The sequence below is a fragment of the Streptomyces sp. NPDC059003 genome, assembly GCF_042740445.1.
Taxonomy (GTDB): domain Bacteria; phylum Actinomycetota; class Actinomycetes; order Streptomycetales; family Streptomycetaceae; genus Streptomyces.
The window spans coordinates 1-17411 of the sequence record NZ_JBHYJH010000011.1 but is presented as its reverse complement, the minus strand read 5'-3'; the positions used below and the strand labels follow the sequence as shown (position 1 = coordinate 17411).

Sequence of the window (17411 nt, the reverse complement as noted above, 5' to 3'; positions counted from 1 at the left end):
GTAGGGTGCGGCAGCGCCCCGAAGGGGCGCGGGGAACTGCGCGACCAGCCACGAAGCACCCGCAGACGACTATCCACCCCGGTGCAACCGGTCCCCACCCGCCAAAATCGCGCGCGCAAGGGCGTCGGCGGCGCCGCTCTCCGACGCCCGCCGCTCACCGTGCAACAGGACGAAGTCCACCGAACCGAGCTCCGGCAGCCCCGCCCGCTCCGGAAGCCGCACCAGGCCCGGCGGGATCAGCCCCCGGGAATGGGCCATCACGCCCAGCCCCGCGCGGGCGGCGGCCACCAGGCCGTTCAGGCTCCCGCTCGTACACGCGACCCGCCAGGGGCGCCCCACCCGCTCCAGGGCCTCCATGGCAAGCGCGCGTGTGATGCCCGGCGGCGGGTACACGATGAGCGGCACCGGGCGCTCCGGGTCGAGGCGGAGCCGGGGCGCGCCGATCCACACCAGGTCGTCGTGCCAGACCAGTTCGCCGCGCGGATCCTCCGGGCGCCGCTTGGCGAGGACCAGGTCGAGGCGGCCCGCGTCGAGGTGCTCGTGGAGCGTGCCGGACAGCTCGACCGTCAACTCCAGATCGACCTCGGGGTGGCCGCGCCGGAACGACTCCAGGATGTCGGTGAGCCGGGTCAGGACGAAGTCCTCGGACGCGCCGAACCGGAGCCGTCCGCCGACGCGCGTACCGGTGAAGAACGTCGCGGCCTGCTCGTGCGCCTCCAGGATGCGGCGCGCGAAGCCGAGCATCGCCTCGCCGTCCTCGGTCAGCTCCACGCTGTGCGTGTCCCGCGTGAACAGCTGGCGCCCGGCCGCGTCCTCCAAGCGCCGCACGTGCTGGCTCACCGTCGACTGGCGCAGGCCGAGACGGCGGGCGGCCTGCGTGAAGCTCAAGGTCTGGGCCACCGCGAGGAACGTACGCAGCTGAGCGGGGTCGTACACGCTCCCCACGCTATCGCGATCCATGATGACAGTCAGAGCGGTATGCGGGATTCCCGATCGCGGCGAACGGGAGGATCATGGAGAGGGCACGCCTGACCCCGTCCGGGAACGCCCCGGGCGACCGAGCGCATGGAGCAGAGTGAAACGCCCGTCCTGGCCGTCGTGGATGCCGGTCGACCCCTTCATCGCGGTGCTGCTCGGCACCGTCGGCATCGCCGCGCTCCTGCCGGCCCGCGGCACCGCGGCCGACGTGGCGTCCGGCGCCTCCACCACGGCCGTCGCCCTGCTCTTCTTCCTGTACGGCGCCCGCCTCTCGACCCGTGAGGCCCTGGACGGCCTGCGGCACTGGCGGCTGCACCTGACGGTCCTGCTGTGCACGTTCGCCGTGTTCCCGCTGCTCGGCCTCGCCGCCAGGGGCCTCGTCCCGTACGTCCTGACCCCCGCCCTGTACAGCGGCTTCCTCTTCCTGACCCTGGTGCCGTCGACGATCCAGTCGTCGATCGCCTTCACCTCCATGGCGCGCGGCAACGTGCCCGCGGCGATCTGCGCGGGCTCCTTCTCCTCGCTCGCCGGGATCGTGCTCACGCCGCTGCTCGTGGCGGGGCTGCTCAGCGACAAGGGCGGCGGGTTCTCCGCCGACGCGCTCCTGAAGATCGTGCTCCAGCTGCTCGTGCCGTTCCTCGCGGGCCAGTTCCTGCGGCGATGGGTAGAAGTAAGGGGCCGCGCGCAGCGCGTCAGGCAGGGTGGCGGTGGGCGACGGGTGGGCGGATTCGTCACCCGCAACAAGAAGGTCCTCGGCCTGGTCGACCGCTGCTCGATCCTGCTGGTCGTCTACACCGCGTTCAGCCAGGGCATGGTGCAAGGCATCTGGCACCAGGTCACCCCGGCGCGGCTCGCCGCGCTGCTCGGCGTCGAGGCGCTGCTGCTCGCGGCGATGCTCAGCCTGACCTGGTACGGGGCGAAGCGGCTCGGCTTCGGCCGCGCGGACCGCGTCACGATCCAGTTCGCCGGGTCGAAGAAGTCCCTCGCCGCCGGACTGCCCATGGCGAGCGTCCTGTTCGGCGCCGACGCGTCGCTCGCGGTCCTGCCGCTGATGCTGTTCCACCAGATGCAGCTGATGGTGTGCGCGGTGATCGCCAAGCGCCGCTCCCACGACCCGGTGGAGTTCACGCCGGTCACGTCGTCAGGCGCAGCGTCACGAACCGCGGCCGGTACAGCTCCACGTTCCGGTTGACCTCCGCCTGCGCGCCCGCGGGTGCCGTGTCCCGCCAGTTGTTGACGTCGTAGCTGAGCACGAGGCGCCCGTCGCGGCTCAGCGCCGGGTGGGCCTGCGGGTTGTACGCCGCCGTGTTCCCGTCCGCCGCGGTGTCCCCGGGCAGCGGCGGCGCGAAGCTCTTCGTGGGCCCGCGCCAGGGCCCGGTGGGCGAGCACGCCCAGTACGACGTGACGGTCGTCAGGCCCTTCGCGCCCGCCGCCATCGTGAACAGCACATACGTCCCCCCGCCGCGCACGACCGTGAACGCGCTGCCCACCCCCTTGTGGTCGCCGTTGCCGAGCACCGGGCGCGGGGAGTTCGTGCGGGAGAAGGCGCGGCCGTCCCAGTAGCGCCACGCGGCGGGCTCCGCGAGCCGGCCGCGCGGGACCCGCGCCACGTACGCGTGCGAGGAGGGGCGCGAGGCGGTCTGCGCGTCGTTGCCGCCGAAGACGTACGTCCAGTCGCCGTCGTCGACCATCGTGGTGCCGTACAGCACGCGCTTCTCCGGGGCGGCGACCAAGCGCTGGTCGGAGACCTGCGTGATGCCCTCCACGGCCAGGTCGGGCAGCGAGAGCGTGGCGACCTCCGTGGCGGCGGGCACCCCGAAGATCCACGGCTTGGCGCCCGCCGCGCGGGTCCACAGGAGCACGCGGACGACCTGCTCGTCGTCGCCGGGGCCGCGCGGCTCGACCTTCGCGGCGACCGGCCAGCGCCACTGGCCCGGCGCGGGATCGGCGAACAGCGGGGTCGGCAGGGTCTGCTCCAGGGTGCCCGAACGGGACATCACCACGCCCGAGTTGCGCACCATCGGCGCGCTCCCGTCACGCCACTTGTGCGGCTGCCCCGCCAGGTTGGGCGGCGCGTGCACCTGCCCGAGGAAGGTGTCGGAGAACAGCCACAGGACCCGCCCGTCCGGAAGCCGCACCGAGTGGGTGCCGTCACCGCCGGACCAGTCGTCGCTCCGGGCCCCGTCGTCGCCGTACGCGGCGAACGCGTCGGTGAGCCGGGACTCGGGCGCCCACGACCCGACGGTGCGCGCCGGGCACGTGGCCCCGCCGCGTCGTTCGCCCTCGTCGCCGGGCCAGGCGATCAGCAGCACGGCCGCGCAGGCCAGGACGAGCAGCAGGGCGAGCCAGGTCCGGCGGGAACTCCGGCTGCCCTGCTGCTGGTTGGCGGCGGCTCGATCGGCGTGCGGGCGTGTGGCTTGGGACACGCCCGGGACGCTAGTTCCTCCCGCGCACGCGGTCGAGAGGGAGCCAGACGACGGTGTCCCGCGTCACAGCGCCGCGGGCCCGGTCCGGCGACCCCAGCGCGGCCAGTTCGTCGTCGCCGAGGGCCCGGTCGAAGACCCGGACGTCGTCGATCGCGCCGGTGAAGTGGGCGCGGCTGTCCATGCGCTGCCCGACGTGCACGCCGAACGGGGAGTTGCGGCTGACCGTGCCCGGCACGTCGGCCCGCGTCAGCGGCGTGCCGTCGACGAACAGCGTCAGCTGCCCCCCGCCCCTGCGCAGCGCGATGTGGTGCCATGCGCCGTCGTTGTACGCGCCGCCGGTGCTCAGCGAGGCCGAGCGGGGCGGCATGCCGCCGTCGCGGGTCGTGATGAGGCCCGTGACCCGGTTGTTCGCGGGCTCGCCGCGCAGCCACACCTGGGGCTGGTTGGTGCCGATGCCGCCCATCCACAGCAGCGGCTGCTCGCCGCTGGTCGCGGTGTAGCGGAACCACAGCGAGGCCGTGAAATCGCTGGTGCCGAGCGGGAGTCCGGGCCGGTAGCGCAGCCGTACGGCGTCGTCGGCGCCGTCGAAGGCAAGGGCGTCGCCCCGCACGCCGTCCGTGGTCTCGGCGCCGCCGATGACCAGGGCGGAGCGCGCCCCGGGCGCCCGGTCGGAGGTCCGCGGGTCCGGGCCGCGGCGCGGCTTCAGCCAGTCCTCGGTGAACCGCGCGAAGCGGATCTCGTCGCGCGCGTCCACCGGGCCGCCCTCGTACATCAGGCCCACGTGGTCCTCGTCCGCCGCCACCATGTCCGAGTAGCCCGACCAGTCCGTGGTGACGACGGTCGAGCGGTCGAAGCTGTCCCAGGTGCGGCCGCCGTCGTAGGAGGACCGGATCGTCATGGTCCTGCGCCGGTCCGGGTCGCCCGGGCAGGCCAGCAGCAGGCGCTTGCCCCAGCGCAGCGTCGAGCCCTGCACCTGCGGCGTGTACAGGTCGGGCTGCGCGCTGAAGGGGCGGTCGAAGCTGTCGCCGCCGTCACGGCTGACGGTGTGCGTGCGGTGGCCGAGGTCGGTGCCGTCCTGCTCGCGCCCGCTGACGTAGATCGCGCCGTCGTGCCGCTCGGTGATGGTCATCTCCGAGGGCTTCTGCCGGAACGTGCCGTCCTCGGCCGCTATCGGGTACGACTCGGTGGCACCGATCCGCCAGTGGTCGCCGCCGTCGTCGCTGACGATCAGGGACGCGTGGTTCTCGGTGACCCGGCCGCCGCTCCACGTCTCGGCGTTGACGGCGAAGACGAGGCGGCCCTTGTGCCGGCCGCGGCTCAGCTGGATGCCGTGCACGGGCCCGGTCGCGTACCAGGAGTTCCAGGTGTCGGGCAGGATCTCGGCGCTCAGGTCGCGCGGCTGCGACCAGGTCTCCCCGTCGTCGTCGCTGTACTGGAGGTGCGGCGTGCGGTCGCAGGGCACGTCGCAGTTGCGGCCGTCGAGGCGGCCCGTGTTGTACGTCTCGGCGATCAGGATGCGGCCGGTCTCGCGGTCGACGACCGGCGCCGGGTTGCCGTGGGTGTCGCCCGCGCCCTCGTTGATCACCTGGAGCGGGCCCCAGGTGCGGCCGCCGTCGTAGGAGCGCTTGAGGACCAGGTCGATGTCGCCCGCGTCGCCGCAGTCGTTGACCCGGCCCTCGGCGAAGGCGAGCAGCGTTCCCTTCGTCGTCCTCACGATGGCGGGTATACGGAAGCACGCGTAGCCGGGATCCTGGGAAGCCTTGAAGAGGATCTGCTGCTCGAAGGGGTGCGTGGCCGTCTCGTCCGCGGCCTCGGCCGCGCCGCCGACCGCGGACGGCAGGGCGAGGGCGGCGAGGACACCGGCGGTGAGAGCGGCGACGGAGCGTCGTACGGCCCGGAACCGAGAGGCTCCGGGCCGCGGGGATCTGGGGAGTGCGGAAGGTCTCGACGGCATGGTGCGGGCCCTTCATGTCGACTGGACATACGGACATCCCACGTCCAAGGTGCGCGCGGCCGACGCTACTTGGGGCACTGGGGCCACACAAGAACCGTGCGGGTAGCTGAAGCCATACGGGCGAGCGGCTTCGGAATCAACCCACCTAACGGGTGAGAATGTCCGGGGTGAGGACGACCTTGCCGAGGTTGACGCGCGACTCGACGGCCTCGTGGGCCCGCGCCGCGTCCTCCAGGGCGAACTCCGCGTGCACGGCGGGCCGCAGCTCGCCGGCCGCGAAAAGCCGCCACAGCTCCCGCCGCCACGCCTCGTACAGGTCGGGCCTGCCCTGGGCCACCAGGCGCATCTGAAAGCCGATCACCGACTTGGCGCCGACGAGCAGGTCGTACGCCTCGACCGTGCCGCCGCCCGAGCTGTACGCGACCAGGCGGCCGTGCGGCGCGAGGGCCCGCACGGCCGGGGCGAGCAGGTCGCCGCCCACGGCGTCCAGGCAGTAGTCGACCGGCTCGCCCCAGCTCTCCGCGTCGTACGTGACGACGTCGTCGGCGCCGAGCGAGCGCACGAAGTCCGCCTTGGCGGGGTCCGAGACGGCCCCCACGACACGCCCGGCGCCCTGGAGCCGGGCCAGCTGGACGGCCAGGTGGCCCACGCCGCTCGCCGCCGCCGTGACCAGCGCGGCCTCGCCGGGCGCGGGCCGGGCCGCCTGGAGCGCCCCGTACGCGACCAGGCCGCTGCGGACGAGCGCCACCGCGTCGACCGCGCTCGCGCCGTCCGGCACGGGCGAGGCCATCGAGGTGTGCAGGAGCGCGTAGTCCGCGTAACCGTGGCCGAAGACGAGCCCCGTGACGCGGTCGCCGACCGTGAAGCCGGTGACGCCGTCGCCGAGTCCGGCCACCTCGCCCGCGACCTCGCCGCCGAGGGGTATCGGCTCGCGGGGCTCGCGCACCTTGCGGACGACGGGCAGGGTCACGCCGACGGCGGCGACGCGCACGAGGAGCTCGCCGGGTCCGGGCGTCGGTACCGGGGCCTCTTCGAGCCGCAGGACTTCGGGGCCGCCGCTGTGTTCGTACCGGACACGACGCACGAGTGCCTCCTTGGGGCGCAACCGTTGGGACGTCCAACGATAAACACACATTCATGGGGAAGTCCAACGATGGGATCCCCAATGATTCTCGGTTAGGCTCTTCCCATGACCGAGACGCCGTCCGCCCCCTCCACCATCCGCACGCTGCCCAGCTGGCTCCTCGGCCGCGCCGCCGCCCGCGGCCGCGCCCTGGTCGCCGACGCCCTGGCCGCGGAGGGCATGAAGATGTGGCACCACGTGGTCCTGTCCGCCGTGGCCGACCAGGGTCCCGTGGCCCAGGCCGAGCTCGGCCGCAGCGTCTCGCTCGACCCCAAGGACATGGTCGGCGTCCTCAACGACCTCCAGGAGGAGGGCTACGTCGTCCGAGAGCCGGACCCCAAGGACCGCCGCAAGAACGCGGTCACGATCACGGAGAAGGGCCACCGCACGCTACGCCGCTGCGCACGCGCCGCCCAGAAGGCGAACGCCGAACTCCTCGCACCGCTGACGGAGGAGGAGCGGGAACAGTTCGTGGCCCTGCTGAACCGAGTGATGAGCGGGGGCTGAGCCCGCAGCGGCAGAATCAAGCCCGTCCGGCGTTTGAGGACGAGCGCGCAGCGCGATGCCCCCGCACAAGCCGGGCCGTGCCTAGGCCCCGCCCGGCGCAGGGGGCGCTCCCCGCCGGCCGGGGCCCGGCCACCGTGCCCGCGGGCACGGGTCACCCCACGTCGGCCGCAGCCCGCAGGGCAACGCGGTGCTCGCCCGCGTACACGTTCATGGAGGCGCCGCGCAGAAAGCCCACCAGGGTCAGGCCGGTCTCGGCGGCCAGGTCGACGGCGAGCGAGGACGGCGCGGACACCGCGGCCAGCACCGGGATGCCCGCCATCACGGCCTTCTGGGCGAGCTCGAAGGAGGCGCGGCCCGACACGAGCAGGATGGTCCGGGCCAGGGGCAGGCGGCCGGACTGCAGGGCGCGGCCGACGAGCTTGTCGACGGCGTTGTGGCGGCCCACGTCCTCGCGTATGTCGAGGAGTTCGCCGTCCTCGGTGAACAGCGCGGCCGCGTGCAGGCCGCCGGTCCGGTCGAAGACCCGCTGGGCGGCGCGCAGCCGGTCGGGCAGGGCGGCGAGCAGCCCGGGGGTGAGGCGGACCGGCGCGTCCCCGTCCGTGATGGGCCAGCGGGCCGTCGTGCGCACCGCGTCCAGGCTGGCCTTGCCGCACAGGCCGCACGACGACGTCGTGTAGACGTTCCGCTCCAGCGTGATGTCGGGGATGACGACGCCGGGGGCGGTGGTCACGTCCACGACGTTGTACGTGTTGGAGCCGTCCGCCGTTGCCCCGGCGCAGTACACGATGTTCCGCAGCTCGTCCGCGGCGCCGAGGACGCCCTCGCTGACCAGGAATCCGGCCGCGAGCGCGAAGTCGTCGCCCGGGGTGCGCATGGTGATCGCGAGCGGCTTGCCGTTGAGGCGGATCTCCAGCGGCTCCTCGGCGACGAGCGTGTCGGGACGCTCGCTGACGACGCCGTCGCGGATGCGGAGGACGCGGCGCCGCTCCGTGACTCGTCCCATGATGATCAACCCTCGTGCTTGCTCTCGCGGTTCTGTACGTGCTGGTAGCCGAAGCGGCCCTTGATGCACAGGTTGCCGTGGGTCACCGGGCTGTCGTGCGGCGAGGTGACCTTCACGATCTCATTGTCCTGCACGTGCAGCGTGAGGTTGCAGCCGACTCCGCAGTACGCGCACACGGTCGTCGTCTCGGTCTGCGCGGACTCGTCCCAGGTCCCGGCGGCCCGCATGTCGAACTCCGACGTGAAGCTGAGCGCGCCCGTCGGGCACACCTCCACGCAGTTGCCGCAGTACACGCACGCCGAGTCGGTCAGCGGGGCGTCGTGCTCGACCGCGACGCGGGCGTCGAAGCCGCGGCCCGCGACGGAGATGGCGAACGTGTTCTGCCACTGCTCGCCGCAGGCGTCCACGCACTTGTAGCAGAGGATGCACTTGTCGTAGTCGCGCACGTACAGGTCGTTGTCGACCTTGGGCGACTCGTCGAGGCGGGCCGCGTCCGGGCCGAAGCGGCCGGGCCGCGCCCCGTACTGGGCCAGCCAGGCGGCGACGCGGGGCGTGGTCGACAAGTCGACGGACGAGGCGAGCAGTTCCAGGACGAGCCTGCGGCTGTGCCGGGTGCGTTCGGTGTCGGTGCGGACGGTCATGCCGGGTTCGGCGCGGCGCGAGCAGGCCGGGGCGAGGGTGCGCCCGCCCTCGACCTCCACGACGCACACGCGGCAGGCGTTCTTCGGCCGCAGCGTGTCGCCCTCGCAGAGCGTCGGCACGTCCTTGCCCGCGGCCCGGCACGCGTCGAGGACCGTCGCGCCTTCGGGGACGCGGGCGGGCTCGCCGTCGAGCGTGAACTCCACGAGGCGGCGCGGCGGCCCGAGCGGAATCGCGGTCACGAGTAGACCCCCAGTCGGTCGATGGCGGACTCCACCGCGTTCCACGCGGTCTGGCCGAGGCCGCAGATCGAGGCGTCCCGCATGGCCTGCCCGACGTCCCGCAGGAGCGCGATGTCGTCGGCGGCCGCGGCGCCCGTCCGCGTGCGGATGCGGTGCAGGGCTTCCTCCTGCCGTACGGTGCCGACGCGGCACGGCACGCACTGCCCGCACGACTCGTCCCGGAAGAACGCGGCGATGCGCAGCAGGACGCGGGGGAGCGGCACGGAGCCGTCGAGCGCGAGGACCACGCCGGAGCCGAGCGTGGTGCCCGCCTCCCGCGTGCCCTCGAAGGTCAGCGGGATGTCCAGCTCGTCCGGGCGCACGAAGCCGCCCGCCGCGCCGCCGAGCAGGACGGCCCGCAGGTCGTCCGGCTTCCCGGCGAGCGCGAGCAGTTCGCCGAGCGTGGCGCCGAAGGGCAGCTCGTAGACGCCGGGCCTGGCCACGCTCCCGGACACGCAGAACAGCTTCGGCCCCGTCGACTGAGGAGTGCCGATGGCGGCGTACGCGGCGGCGCCCAGGGTGAGGATCGGCAGGACATTGACCAGCGTCTCCACGTTGTTGGCCGCCGTCGGCGCGCCGAACAGGCCCTTCTCGACGGGGAACGGCGGCTTGGAGCGGGGCTCGCCCCTGTACCCCTCGATGGAGTTGAACAGGGCGGTCTCCTCGCCGCAGATGTACGCGCCCGCGCCGCGGCGGATCTCGATGTCGAAGGAGAACCCGTGCCCGAGGATGTCGTCCCCGAGCAGTCCACGCGCCCTGGCCCGGGCGAGGGCGTGCTCCAGGGTTCTGAGGGCGCGGGGGTACTCGCCGCGCAGATACAGGTAGCCGCGGCGCGCCCCCACCGCGTACCCCGCGATCGTCATCGCCTCCACCAGCGCGAACGGGTCGCCCTCCAGCAGGACGCGGTCCTTGAACGTGCCGGGTTCCGACTCGTCGGCGTTGCACACCACGTAGTGCGGGTGCTCGGGCCGGGTGGCCGTGGCCTGCCATTTGCGTCCGGTCGGGAACGCGGCGCCGCCGCGGCCGAGGAGGCCGGAGTCCGTCACCTCGCGGATGACCGCCGCCGGGCCGATGGCGAAGGCCCTGCGCAGGGCCGTGTAGCCGCCGGTGGCCCGGTAGTCGTCCAGGGAGGCCGGGTCGACCGTGCCGACGCGGCGCAGCAGGATCAGGTCGGGGGAGCCGGTCTGGGGGACGGCGTGGGCGGGGGCGGGCTCGGCGGGGGCGGTGTCGGGGGAGAGGGCGGTGTGGGTGACGGTGGTGGGGGTGGCGGGGGCGGTGACCGCTGCCGCGTAGCCCCCAGGAGGGGCTGAAGAATCCAGCCCGTCCGGCGTTTGAGGACGAGGCGCGCAGCGCCGGAAAGAAGGGGTCCTAGGGGCGGAGCCCCTAGTTTCGGGAAGGGGTGGGACTGGGGCGCCCCGCGAAGGCCCGCCCGCCCGCACCGTCAGGACCGCAGGTGCCCGCTCGCACAGCCCCAGGCAGGGACTCCGCTCGACGGCCACCTCCCCCGAACCCTCGAACCGGCCCCGCACCCCGTCGCACAGCGCCTCCGCCCCCCGCCCCGCACAGACGAGATCCGTACACACCCGCACCACCGTCCGCGGCCGCTCCCGCACCGAGAACAGGGAGTAGAACGTCGCCACCCCGTACGCCTCGGCAGGCGGCACCACGAGCCGCCGGCAGAGATAGGCGAGGGCGCCCTCGCTGAGCCAGCCGACGCGGTCGTTGACGGCGTGCAGCGCCGGAAGCAGCAGATCCCGCCGCTCACGGGCCGCCCGCCCACCCCGCGCCCACCGCAGCTCCACGTCGGCCCGCTCGCCCGCGCCCTCCCACGCGGAGGCCGGCGGCCCGAGCACCGCGTCGACCGCGGCGCGCTCCTCGTCGGTCGGCTCGCCGTCACCGAAGCGCAGGTCCACCCGACGCCACCCCCATCTTCTCGATGCGTATCGCCGACGCCTTGAACTCGGCGGTGCCCGCGATCGGGCAATTGGCCTCGATCGTCAGCCGGTTGGTGTCCACCTCGTCCGGAAAGTGCATGGTCATGAAGGCGAGCCCGGGGCGCAGGCCCGGGTCCACCCACACCGGCGCGACCACCGCGCCCCGCCGCGAGGCCACCCGCACCTGTTCGCCCACCACGACGCCGTACCGCTCCGCGTCCTCCGGGCACAGCTCGACGTACTCGCCGCGCCGCAGCGGAGAGGCGAAACTCCCGCTCTGCACCCCGGTGTTGTACGAGTCCAGGCGCCGTCCGGTCGTCAGGCGCAGCGGGAACGACTCGTCCGTGAGGTCCACGGGCGGGTCGTGCTCGACGAGGCCGAAGGGGGCGGGGCGTCCGCGCAGGCGCGGGTCGGTCTCCCAGAGGCGGGCGTGCAGGAAGCCGGACGGCAGCGCGGCGAGGTCGGGGCAGGGCCACTGGAGGCCGTGGTGCCGCTCCAGGCGGTCGTACGTCATGCCGAAGTGGTCGGGGGACAGGGACCGCAGCTCGTTCCAGACGGCCTGCGCGTCGGCGTACTTCCAGTCGTGGCCGAGGCGGGCGGCGACCTCGCAGAGGATGGCGATGTCCGCGCGCGCCTCGCCGGGCGGCCGCAGGGCCGCGCGCACCCGCTGCACCCGGCGCTCGCTGTTCGTCGTCGTGCCGTCGGTCTCCGCCCACGCGGCCGTCGCGGGCAGCACCACGTCGGCCATCTCGGCGGTCCGCGTCAGGAAGATGTCCTGGACCACCAGGTGGTCGAGGGCGGCGAGGCGGCGTACCGCCTGCTCGCTGTCGGCCTCGGACTGGGCGGGGTTCTCGCCGATGCAGTACACCGCGCGCAGCGCGCCGTCCGCCATGGCCTCGAACATCTCGGTGAGCGTCAGCCCGTACCGCGGCGGCAGGGCCGTGCCCCAGGCGCGCTCGAACTTGGCCCGGCTCTCCTCGTCGAGGATGTCCTGGAAGCCGGGCAGGCGGTTGGGGATCGCGCCCATGTCGCCGCCGCCCTGGACGTTGTTCTGGCCGCGCAGCGGCTGCACCCCGGCGCCGTACCGCCCGACGTGGCCGGTGAGCAGCGCCAGATTGATCAGTGCCCGGACGTTGTCGGTGCCGTTGTGGTGCTCGGTGATGCCGAGGGTCCAGCACAGCTGGGCGCGCTCGGCGGTCGCGTAGGCGTGCGCGAGCTCGCGGATCGCCGCCGCCGGGACCCCGGTGACCTTCTCGGCGAGGGTGGGGGTCCAGGGCTCGACGAGCGCCTTGAACTCCTCGAAGCCGGTCGTCGCCCGCTCCACGAACGCCTTGTTGTGCAGATCGGCCGCGATGATCTCGCGGGCCACGGCGTGCGCGAGCGGGATGTCCGTGCCGACGTTCAGGCCGAGCCAGCCGTCGGCCCACTCGGCGGTCGAGGTGCGGCGCGGGTCGACGGCGTACATCCGGGCGCCGCCCCGGATGCCCTTCAGGACGTGCTGGAAGAAGATCGGGTGCGCGAAGCGGGCGTTGGAGCCCCACATCACGATGAGGTCGGTGTGCTCGACCTCCTCGTACGAGGACGTGCCGCCGCCGGAGCCGAACGCGGCGGTCAGGCCCGCGACGCTCGGCGCGTGGCAGGTGCGGTTGCAGGAGTCGACGTTGTGGGTGCCCATGACGACGCGGGCGAACTTCTGCGCGACGAAGTTCATCTCGTTGGTGGCGCGGGCGCAGGACAGCAGGGCGAAGGCGTCCGGGCCGTGCGCGTCGCGGGCGCGCCGGAAGCCGTCGGCCGCCCGGTCCAGGGCCTCGTCCCAACCGGCCGCGCGCAGGGGCTCGTCGCGGCTGTCCCGGACCAGCGGCCGGGTCAGGCGGGTGTACGACTTCGGGGCGCGGCCCCGGGCCCGGGTGCTCCTGCGGTCGTTCATGCCGCGCTCCTCGTGCCGTGGGCGAGCAGGTCCGCGAGCGCGTGCACGGTGCGCAGCGTCGGCACGCGCACGCCGGTGATCTCCGCGAGCTCCACCACGGCGGCGAGCAGCACGTCGAGTTCGAGCGGCTTGCCGCGCTCCAGGTCCTGGAGGGTCGAGGTGCGGTGGTCGCCGACGCGCTCGGCGCCCGCGAGCCGCCGCTCGATGGAGATGTCCGGCTCGCAGCCGAGGGCCGCGGCCACCGCGAGCGTCTCGGCCATCATGATCTCGATGACGCGCCGGGTGCCGCCGTGCAGGCACATCTCGCGCATCGTGGCGCGGGCGAGCGCACTGATCGGGTTGAAGGAGATGTTGCCGAGCAGCTTGATCCAGATGTCGGCGCGGACGTCCGGCTCCACGGGGCACTTCAGGCCGCCCGCGCGCATCGCCTCGCTGAAGGCGCGACACCGTGCGGAGCTGCCGCGGTCCGGCTCGCCGATGGAGAAGCGGGTGCCTTCCAGGTGTCGTACGACGCCCGGCTCCGCGAGCTCCGTCGCCGCGTACACCACGCAGCCGACCGCACGCCGGGGCGCGAGCACCGCGCTGACCGCGCCGCCGGGGTCCACGCTCTGGAGGCGGTGGCCGTCGTGCGGGCCGCCGTGCCGGTGGAAGTACCACCAGGGGATGCCGTTCTGGGCCGCGACCACCGCCGTGCCGTCCTTGAGGAGCGGTGCGACGAGCGGCCCGCACGCCGCGTACGAGGTGGCCTTCAGGCCGAGGAAGACGAAGTCGACGGGGCCGACGTCGGCCGGGTCCGCGGTGGCGTGGGCGTGCGCGGTGAAGTCGCCGCGCGGGCTCAGGACCCGGACCCCGTGCCGCCGCATGGCCGCCAAGTGCGGTCCGCGGGCGACGAGGTGGACGTCGGCGCCGCCGCGGTGGAGGGCGGCGCCGACATAGGCGCCGATCGCGCCGGCGCCCAGGACTGCGACTCTCACGATGGGGCGCTCCGTTCGGTCGAGGATTCCGACGGGCTGTGCGGAGAGGCGGAGCGGGCTCAGTGGCTCATGGTCTCTCCAGATGGAATACTGTCTACAGTATGGAAGTTGGGCCAGCAAGGGGTCGCGCACGACATTGCATACGGTCGACGCATGGCGGCATACGGTCGGCGAGTTGACGCGGGCCCTCTTCCCAAGTCCCCGCCGGGTTCCTAACGTTCGGGATCATGAGGCCCCCCGTAGCGCCACCCGCTGGAGCCTCCCCCACCCTCGGCTCCGCTCGGGCGGGAGGTACCCCCTGGCTGGTCCCGCCCGCCGCCCTGTCGGTGCACCTCTCCATCGGCCAGGCCTACGCCTGGAGCGTCTTCAAGCCACCCCTGGAGTCCGCGCTCGACCTGAGCGGCACGCAGAGCGCGCTGCCGTTCCAGCTCGGCATCGTCATGCTCGGCCTGTCCGCCGCGTTCGGCGGCACGCTCGTGGAGCGCAACGGCCCGCGCTGGGCGATGTCCGTCGCCCTCGTCTGCTTCTCGTCCGGCTTCCTGCTCGCCGCGCTCGGCGCCGCGACCCGACAGTACTGGCTGATCGTCCTCGGCTACGGCTTCGTCGGCGGCATCGGGCTCGGCATCGGCTACATCTCGCCCGTGTCCACGCTGATCAAGTGGTTCCCCGACCGTCCCGGCATGGCCACCGGCATCGCGATCATGGGCTTCGGCGGCGGCGCGCTCATCGCCTCACCGTGGTCGGCGCGGATGCTGGAGTCGTTCGGCTCGGACTCCTCCGGCATCGCCCTCGCCTTCCTCGTGCACGGTCTTTCGTACGCGGTCTTCATGGCGCTCGGGGTGCTCCTGGTGCGGGTGCCGCGCACGGAAGGGGCGCGGAGGGCGGGCGGCCCGGGAGCGCTCGACGGCCCGCAGGTGTCCGCGCGGCAGGCGATCCGCACGCCGCAGTTCTGGTGCCTGTGGGTCGTCCTGTGCATGAACGTCACCGCGGGCATCGGCATCCTGGAGAAGGCCGCCCCGATGATCACCGACTTCTTCGCGGGCACCACGACACCGGTCTCCGCGTCCGCCGCGGCCGGCTTCGTCGCCCTGCTGTCCGCCGCGAACATGGCGGGCCGCATCGGCTGGTCGTCCGCGTCCGACCGCATCGGCCGCAAGAACGTCTACCGCCTCTACCTCGGCGCCGGGGCGCTCATGTATCTGCTCATCGCCCGCGTCGGCGACGACTCCAAGCCGCTCTTCGTGATCTGCGCCCTGGTGATCCTCTCCTTCTACGGCGGCGGCTTCGCGACGATCCCCGCGTATCTGAAGGACCTCTTCGGCACCTACCAGGTCGGCGCCATCCACGGCCGCCTCCTGACCGCCTGGTCCCTGGCCGGGGTCCTCGGGCCGCTGATCGTGAACTGGGTGGCCGACCACCAGGAGGAGGCGGGGAAGGAGGGGCCGGGGCTCTACGGCGCGTCCCTCTCGATCATGATCGGCCTGCTCGTGATCGGATTCGTCGCCAACGAGCTCGTACGCCCCGTACACCCCCGCCACCACGTGCCCGCCCCGGACGACCCGAAGGAGGCAGCCGATGACGAGGCCGCCGAGCCCGCGCCCCAGTGAGAGCCCACGCCCCGGCGGGAGCCCGCAGGCCGGTGAGGGGGCCGCGTCCCCCCGCCGCAGAGGTCTGATCGCGGGGGCCTGGCTGTGGGTGGGGCTGCCCCTCGCCTACGGCCTGTACGAACTCGTACACAAGGCCAAACAGCTCTTCACCGGGTGACGCGATGATGAGAAGCATCCAAACCAGGCGCCCCAATCCTGTCACTTCACCTCACCTGCTACCCGTGAGTCGCTGACCAGACTGGACGGTCCCGTACTTCCAGCACGAGGGGATCCGCCCATGCCCGGCTCACGCATCGCCGCCGTCGGCCACTACCAGCCCGCCAAGGTGCTCACGAACGACGAGCTCGCGGGCATGGTCGACACCAGCGACGCGTGGATCAGCTCGCGGGTCGGCATCCGCACCCGGCACATCGCGGGCCCCGAGGAGCCCGTCGACGAGCTCGCCGCGCACGCCGCCGCCAAGGCGCTCGCCGCGGCCGGCCGGGCGCCCGCCTCCGTCGACCTGGTGATCGTCGCCACGTCCACGGCCGTCGACCGCTCGCCGAACATGGCCGCCCGGGTCGCCGCCCGGCTCGGCCTGCCCTCGCCCGCCGCGATGGACGTCAACGTCGTCTGCGCGGGCTTCACGCACGCCCTCGCCACCGCCGACCACGCCGTGCGGGCCGGGGCCGCGAGCCGGGCGCTCGTCATCGGCGCCGACAAGATGTCCGACGTCACCGACTGGACGGACCGGACCACGTGCGTTCTGGTCGGCGACGGGGCGGGTGCGGCCGTCGTCGAGGCGTGCGGCGACGACGAGGAGCCGGGGATCGGCCCGGTGCTGTGGGGATCGGTGCCCGAGATGGGGCACGCCGTGCGCATCGAGGGGGTGCCTTCGCGGTTCGCCCAGGAGGGCCAGAGCGTGTACCGCTGGGCGACCACGCAGCTGCCGCCGCTCGCCCGCGCCGCCTGCGAGCGCGCCGGGCTCGCGCCCGCCGACCTCGCCGCGGTCGTCCTGCACCAGGCCAACCTGCGCATCGTCGAGCCGCTCGCGGACCGCATCGGCGCCGTCAACGCCGTTGTCGCCCGGGACGTCGTGGACTCCGGCAACACCTCGGCCGCGTCGGTGCCGCTCGCCCTGTCCAAGCTGGTGGAGCGGGGCGAGATCAGCAAGGGCGACCCGGTGCTGCTCTTCGGCTTCGGCGGGAACCTGTCGTACGCGGGGCAGGTGGTGCGCTGCCCGTGACCCGGTGGCCTGGGGCTCGAGACTCCCTCAACTCCCCCTGGTACTCACCGCCCTGCTCGGTAAACTGTAGACAAAAGCCAATGTGAGGGGGGCGGGATGTTGTCCGCAGGACTGCCGCAGGGGACGGTGCCCAAGCTGGAACGGCCGGGCCCGCTGCGCGAACGGGTCTACGAGGCGCTGCTCGAACTCATCACGACGCGCGCCCTGCGCCCCGGCCAGCACCTCGTCGAGAGCGAGCTCGCCGGGCACCTCGGAGTGTCGCGCCAGCCCGTGCGCGAGGCGCTGCAGCGGCTCAACACCGAGGGCTGGGTGGACCTGCGCCCCGCCCAGGGCGCGTTCGTGCACGAGCCGACGGAGGAGGAGGCCGACCAGCTCCTCACCGTCCGCACCCTCCTGGAGGCCGAGGCCGCGCGGCTCGCCGCCGCCAACGCCGGTACGGCGGGCATCGCCGCCCTCGAAGAGCTGTGCGCCAAGGGGGAGGCCGCCGTCGGTGACGGCGACGTGGACCTCGTCGTCGCCACGAATGCGGCGTTCCACGCCAAGGTGATGGAGCTCGCGGGCAACGTGGTCCTCGCGGAGCTCGCCGGGCAGGTGGACCGGCGGGTCCGCTGGTACTACACGCCGGTGGCCCGGCAGCGGGGGATCCAGTCGTGGATCGAGCACCGGGAGCTCATCGCGGCGATCGCCGCGCGTGACGAGGCCCGGGCGACGGCCGTGATGCGGGCGCACACGGAGCACACGCGCCGCACGTACCACGACCGCGACGCGAGCTGATCCTCCTGGGGGCTCCGCCCCCAGACCCCCTTCTCTCCGGCGCTGCGCGCCTCGCCCTC

General features: G+C 73.4%; 15 protein-coding genes. 6 read left to right on the top strand and 9 right to left on the bottom strand.

The window, feature by feature from the left end; translation table 11 throughout:
• Positions 1–69: 69 nt before the first annotated feature.
• A complete protein-coding gene (locus tag ACFWZ5_RS07560) occupies positions 70–936 on the bottom strand; it encodes a LysR substrate-binding domain-containing protein (RefSeq protein ID WP_384793299.1) in 867 nt (288 codons plus the stop codon).
• A gap of 166 nt (positions 937–1102) precedes the next feature.
• Here ACFWZ5_RS07560 and ACFWZ5_RS07555 point away from each other — a divergent pair, with 166 nt between their 5' ends.
• Entirely contained in the window at positions 1103–2170 is a 1068-nt protein-coding gene (locus ACFWZ5_RS07555; protein ID WP_384793340.1) for a bile acid:sodium symporter family protein, read from the top strand.
• On the opposite strand, the gene ACFWZ5_RS07550 is transcribed toward ACFWZ5_RS07555, so the two are convergent.
• The 3 genes from ACFWZ5_RS07550 to ACFWZ5_RS07540 all read right to left on the bottom strand — a co-directional run bounded on the left by ACFWZ5_RS07550 (position 2112) and on the right by ACFWZ5_RS07540 (position 6442).
• Entirely contained in the window at positions 2112–3314 is a 1203-nt protein-coding gene (locus ACFWZ5_RS07550; protein ID WP_384793343.1) for a hypothetical protein, read from the bottom strand. The genes ACFWZ5_RS07555 and ACFWZ5_RS07550 overlap by 59 nt on opposite strands.
• Positions 3315–3414: 100 nt before the next feature.
• Positions 3415–5358 carry an exo-alpha-sialidase gene (locus ACFWZ5_RS07545; RefSeq protein WP_384793302.1) on the bottom strand — a complete coding sequence of 648 codons (1944 nt, stop codon included), beginning with the start codon at positions 5356–5358 and terminating at the stop codon, positions 3415–3417.
• 145 nt (positions 5359–5503) lie between these two features.
• Complete coding sequence (locus ACFWZ5_RS07540; RefSeq protein WP_384793305.1) at positions 5504–6442, bottom strand: zinc-binding alcohol dehydrogenase family protein; 939 nt, start codon at positions 6440–6442, stop codon at positions 5504–5506.
• A gap of 105 nt (positions 6443–6547) precedes the next feature.
• On the opposite strand from ACFWZ5_RS07540, the gene ACFWZ5_RS07535 reads away from it, so the two are divergent.
• Positions 6548–6988: a MarR family winged helix-turn-helix transcriptional regulator gene (locus ACFWZ5_RS07535; protein WP_384793308.1), complete on the top strand. Its 441-nt coding sequence runs from the start codon at positions 6548–6550 to the stop codon at positions 6986–6988.
• Between the two features lie 151 nt (positions 6989–7139).
• Here ACFWZ5_RS07535 and fdhD read toward each other — a convergent pair whose 3' ends face one another.
• Genes fdhD through ACFWZ5_RS07510 form a run of 5 tightly spaced genes read right to left on the bottom strand, consistent with a single transcriptional unit; the run spans position 7140 to position 13746 of the window.
• The gene (gene fdhD, locus ACFWZ5_RS07530; protein ID WP_384793311.1) at positions 7140–7991 is read right to left on the bottom strand and encodes a formate dehydrogenase accessory sulfurtransferase FdhD; all 852 of its coding nucleotides are present in this window, start codon (positions 7989–7991) and stop codon (positions 7140–7142) included.
• A 5-nt stretch (positions 7992–7996) separates the two neighbouring features.
• Positions 7997–8872 carry a 2Fe-2S iron-sulfur cluster-binding protein gene (locus tag ACFWZ5_RS07525; RefSeq protein WP_384793314.1) on the bottom strand — a complete coding sequence of 292 codons (876 nt, stop codon included), beginning with the start codon at positions 8870–8872 and terminating at the stop codon, positions 7997–7999.
• Positions 8869–10824 carry an NADH-ubiquinone oxidoreductase-F iron-sulfur binding region domain-containing protein gene (locus tag ACFWZ5_RS07520; RefSeq protein ID WP_384793317.1) on the bottom strand — a complete coding sequence of 652 codons (1956 nt, stop codon included), beginning with the start codon at positions 10822–10824 and terminating at the stop codon, positions 8869–8871. Before ACFWZ5_RS07520 ends, ACFWZ5_RS07525 begins: the two co-directional genes overlap by 4 nt.
• Entirely contained in the window at positions 10805–12772 is a 1968-nt protein-coding gene (locus ACFWZ5_RS07515; protein WP_384793320.1) for a molybdopterin oxidoreductase family protein, read from the bottom strand. Before ACFWZ5_RS07515 ends, ACFWZ5_RS07520 begins: the two co-directional genes overlap by 20 nt.
• On the bottom strand, positions 12769–13746 hold the full coding sequence (locus ACFWZ5_RS07510; RefSeq protein WP_384793323.1) for a 2-dehydropantoate 2-reductase: 978 nt from the start codon (positions 13744–13746) through the stop codon (positions 12769–12771). The genes ACFWZ5_RS07515 and ACFWZ5_RS07510 overlap by 4 nt, the downstream gene beginning before the upstream one ends.
• 227 nt (positions 13747–13973) lie before the next feature.
• Between ACFWZ5_RS07510 and ACFWZ5_RS07505 the strand changes: the two genes are divergently transcribed.
• The 4 genes from ACFWZ5_RS07505 (at position 13974) to ACFWZ5_RS07490 (ending at position 17352) form a co-directional block, all read left to right on the top strand.
• Positions 13974–15353, top strand: coding sequence for an OFA family MFS transporter (locus ACFWZ5_RS07505; protein ID WP_384793326.1), 1380 nt, complete (start codon positions 13974–13976; stop codon positions 15351–15353).
• Positions 15322–15510, top strand: a complete 189-nt coding sequence (locus tag ACFWZ5_RS07500) for a hypothetical protein (protein WP_384793346.1) — start codon at positions 15322–15324, stop codon at positions 15508–15510. Before ACFWZ5_RS07505 ends, ACFWZ5_RS07500 begins: the two co-directional genes overlap by 32 nt.
• Before the next feature lie 120 nt (positions 15511–15630).
• Positions 15631–16578 (top strand): beta-ketoacyl-ACP synthase III, encoded by a 948-nt coding sequence (locus ACFWZ5_RS07495; protein WP_384793329.1) that lies wholly within the window; start codon positions 15631–15633, stop codon positions 16576–16578.
• Between the two features lie 96 nt (positions 16579–16674).
• On the top strand, positions 16675–17352 hold the full coding sequence (locus ACFWZ5_RS07490; RefSeq protein WP_384793332.1) for a GntR family transcriptional regulator: 678 nt from the start codon (positions 16675–16677) through the stop codon (positions 17350–17352).
• Positions 17353–17411 lie beyond the last annotated feature (59 nt).